The sequence below is a fragment of the Nostoc sp. FACHB-133 genome (genome assembly GCF_014698055.1).
Taxonomy (GTDB): Bacteria; Cyanobacteriota; Cyanobacteriia; order Cyanobacteriales; family Nostocaceae; genus Nostoc.
In genome coordinates this window covers 1-3,535 of sequence record NZ_JACJSH010000151.1, presented here as the reverse complement: position 1 = coordinate 3,535, position 3,535 = coordinate 1, and the positions used below count along the sequence as shown (strand labels likewise).

General features: G+C 42.9%; 5 protein-coding genes and 1 pseudogene. 4 read left to right on the top strand and 2 right to left on the bottom strand.

The genetic code is table 11. The features are described 5' to 3' along the window. From H6G86_RS37955 to H6G86_RS37945, 3 genes and pseudogenes are all read left to right on the top strand, one after another. Positions 1–459: pseudogene (locus tag H6G86_RS37955) on the top strand (bifunctional DNA primase/helicase); the annotation flags it as partial. Between the two features lie 80 nt (positions 460–539). Continuing rightward, a complete protein-coding gene (locus H6G86_RS37950; RefSeq protein WP_190938702.1) occupies positions 540–890 on the top strand; it encodes a transposase in 351 nt (116 codons plus the stop codon). Then, on the top strand, positions 847–1,362 hold the full coding sequence (locus tag H6G86_RS37945) for a transposase (protein WP_313931634.1): 516 nt from the start codon (positions 847–849) through the stop codon (positions 1,360–1,362). Before H6G86_RS37950 ends, H6G86_RS37945 begins: the two co-directional genes overlap by 44 nt. A gap of 100 nt (positions 1,363–1,462) precedes the next feature. On the opposite strand, the gene H6G86_RS37940 is transcribed toward H6G86_RS37945, so the two are convergent. Continuing rightward, entirely contained in the window at positions 1,463–2,392 is a 930-nt protein-coding gene (locus H6G86_RS37940) for a tyrosine-type recombinase/integrase (RefSeq protein WP_190938700.1), read from the bottom strand. Between the two features lie 393 nt (positions 2,393–2,785). On the opposite strand from H6G86_RS37940, the gene H6G86_RS37935 reads away from it, so the two are divergent. Next, the gene (locus H6G86_RS37935; protein WP_190938699.1) at positions 2,786–2,974 is read left to right on the top strand and encodes a hypothetical protein; all 189 of its coding nucleotides are present in this window, start codon (positions 2,786–2,788) and stop codon (positions 2,972–2,974) included. A gap of 44 nt (positions 2,975–3,018) precedes the next feature. Here H6G86_RS37935 and H6G86_RS37930 read toward each other — a convergent pair whose 3' ends face one another. Further along, the gene (locus tag H6G86_RS37930) at positions 3,019–3,348 is read right to left on the bottom strand and encodes an ATP-binding domain-containing protein (RefSeq protein ID WP_369009480.1); all 330 of its coding nucleotides are present in this window, start codon (positions 3,346–3,348) and stop codon (positions 3,019–3,021) included. Positions 3,349–3,535 lie beyond the last annotated feature (187 nt).

Here is a 3,535-nt window from a genome sequence, read left to right as displayed (position 1 = left end):
AAACTTTTCTCTTTAGATAAAGAGCAATTGGAATTTGCTCTCCAAGTAATTGCTCATCGTGAAACGAAGCGTAATCAAAAAGAAAATCGAACCTATTATGCTGCTCAAACCCCTGCTGCGTATAGTAGTGTAAACCCCAATCAGCAGGCCGTATCCACACCCCCCCCTAATGCTATAGGGAACTCCCATTGCCAAGGGGAGGATACTACCGAATTTGAGTCGCCTCCGACCGATCGCACTACCCTACTCCACTGCGTAGAAATACTTCGCTCTGGTATTTCTCGTGGAGTGGATGCAATTAAAGGCATTCTCAAGCGATGGCAGAGTGATTTGCGCTGGGAGACGGTGCTGGAACTTGAGGCGATCGCGGCAAATGAACTGCGACTTGTGGAATCTCTTGTTCCTGAATTTTATGAATGGCTCTTGGAAGAAGTGTTGCCTATGGAGGGGGCTGGCTAGAGAAAAATCCCTTTGAACCTATCCCACTAATACCAGCAATATGATAATCTGCTGTTGATGAAGGTAAATTGTATTAGAGTATGGCTGGGCGATTTGAAGGATTAAACGACCTGGAATGGAAGTTGTTTGAAGATATATTCCCCAAGGAGTCAGAAAAGAAAGGGCGGGGAATGCCCCATGCACCGTTTCGTCATGTAGTTAACACCTTACTGTATGTATTGATAACAGGATGTCGTTGGTGTGATGTTCCCAAGGGAGAAATATGGGCATCAAAAAGTGCAGCCCACAGATGGTTGATGCGTTGGGAAACAGACGGAACGTTAGAAAGTTTACAAGCACGTACACTAGGAATTGCTCAAGAGAAGGGTTTAATTAACTGGAATTACGGTGCCGTTGACAGGTCTTTTTCCCCCTGGAAAAGGTGGCGGTGAGGGTGTTAAGTATGGCCATAAAGGCAAAGGGATTTTGATACATACGCTAACTGATGGTAATGGTATGCCGTTAGCTAATCGCACAACTCCCGCTAACGGTAGCGAAAGAGATCAAGTTATACCACTGTTAGATAGTGTCAAAGTTAACACGAACAAACCCGGTAGACCTCGTAAACGAGTAAAGGTGTTGGCGGCGGATAAAGGTTACGATTCCAAAGATAAACGTGCTGCTTTGCGTAAACGCGGTATCAGGCCACAATTACCCAAGCGTGTTTGGAAGAGTAAGAAGAATCGGGGCAGACCAATTAAAATCTCAGTTCCACGTTTTCAACAAGAGCGTTGTTTCGCCTGGTTTCAAAGAAAATATCGCAGGCTTGTTGTTCGATGGGAGCGGATTTCTGCCTGCTTTAACGCTTTTCTTTCTCTGGCTACAATTCACATTTGGATTAATAGAATTTTATTAGTGGGATAGGTTCTTTGGCATTTGAAAGCTGTTTTTTGTTTCGTTCCCGGTAGCAATTGATGCCACTGGTTCCAGTTTGTGCTGCCCACATCACAAGTTATGCAAAATGTCAAAGATCCATCAAGTTTAAAGCGCTACTGTCATTAGGTCTAGCTTTGAGATAGCGATCGGTGATGGCTAAATTGGCATGACCCAAAGTTTCTTTCACCAGCACTGGATTAGTCCCGCGCTCAATCGCGTGAGAACCGTGGGCATGACGTAACCAGTGAGCCGAAACCAGTTCGCTTAATCCGGCCTCAAGGGAGATCGCTTTAACAATCGGGTGCAAGTTTTGACGGTCGAGATGTCCCCCTTTTTGACTTCGGAAAACTGCGTCTTTTGGTAAAGCTTGACCTTTGAACTCCATTAATTCCGCCCAAAGCTTTGGCTTGATGAGAATTGTCCGATTTTTGCTGCCCTTGGCTTTTCGCACGTAAACTTGACCACTCTCACCACGGGGTGTCAAATCTCCCCAAGTCAGCTCACAGATTTCACTTGCCCGTAACCCTGCCTGATACAAGAGTTTGATAATTAACAAATTACGTAGGGCTGTGTACTGGCGCTTAGGAGTTTTAGCATCAGTTAAATGCTTAGAAGCTGCTCTTACCAACAATTTAATATCAGCTTCGTCTAAATAGCGTTCGTTGATTACATCCGGCAGTTCACCGAGTTTTAGCGCCATACCCACATTAAAAGGGAGATATCCAATTTTATGAGCGAAACTAATTAAGCTTTTAGCTGCGGCAATATATATCCGCTTTGTACTAAGAGCATTGCCCCCAAAACAACTGGCGTATTCTACCAAGTCTTCATAAGTCACTTTTTTGAGAGGTTTGTCCAAAAATTCCAGAAATCGCCTAATGTAGCGTCGGTACGAGATGATAGATGACTCTGCTTTTCCCTCCAACCACAGCCCAATCAACTTCGCCTCCGCCTGCGCTACTGGCAAGGAAGCAAGAGCCTTTCTATGCGCTGTTATATGGACAAGAGAGAGGGTCATTTTTATTACTCCCTTAAAAATCAGACACAAACGTAGTTTCGTCTGGTTTTATAGTGTCTGATTTTTATTGTCCTTTAAAATGGGCGTTTCAACTCACCCTCAAGCGACTGAAAATTTCTCGATTTTTGCGTATAGTACACCTCTAATACTGAGGAGCGTGACAAACACAATACTGTTATGCAATTGTTCAGCAGGGTATTTATTTTGAAAAGCCTAAAATTAGGTGAAAAAAATAAACTAAAAATGACTTTATAGTTAATAAATGATATAAGAGGTCAAAAAGCGTCCTCCAAAGTTTATTTACGCCGCAGTGTACTGCTTTTTAAGCGCTATCACGCCATAAAACTATAGAGTCATTTTTAGTTTATTTTTTGAGAGTGGTTTGATTGCTTTGTGTTTAAGACACTTTTTTTTCTAGAACCGCAAACGGGAGGTAGAGAAGTAGTTTCTCAAGAATTGCCAAGGCACTTACCAGTAATGAAATGCCCCGCCGTCGATTACGAGGCAGCAGGAAAAGGTACAAACCGAGTGGAATTGTGGGCGAAAGCACAGCTAGCTACCAGATTTCTCACTCTTGATTGAGAGCAACAACCGCAAGCCAGGTGAAATTGTTAAGTTGAACATTTCTAAATTGCAATCTTCGGGTGCAAAAAAGCGCTTTCCAACCGCTGCTGTAATCGCGTATATCGCAGTTGGCCGTCACTAGAACGCAAAGCCTTGGATATCGCTTTCTTGGAACCAACGACAATCGCTAACTGGTTGGCACAAGTTAATGCTGTGTACAACTGTTTACGAGACAACATCATATAAGGCTGCGTATAAATTGGCAGAATTACTACCGGATATTCTGAAACCTGGCTTTGATGAATGGTGAGGGACCAGGCGAGGGCAATTTGATTTAAGTCTGCTCTGGTTCTAACGACAGTATGCTTACGATACTGTACAGTAACTTCCATCTCTTCAAGATCAATGGCCTTGATAATTCCGAAGTCGCCATTAAAAATTTCATGATTATAATCATTAGTCAGTTGAATGATCCGATGGGAGCTATGCGGTTTCGTCAGATCCAGTAAAAAACAAGCGATCACTAAATCATTTTCCCAGTAGTATAAATTTATTTATACTTTTTAAGCAGTATTAACA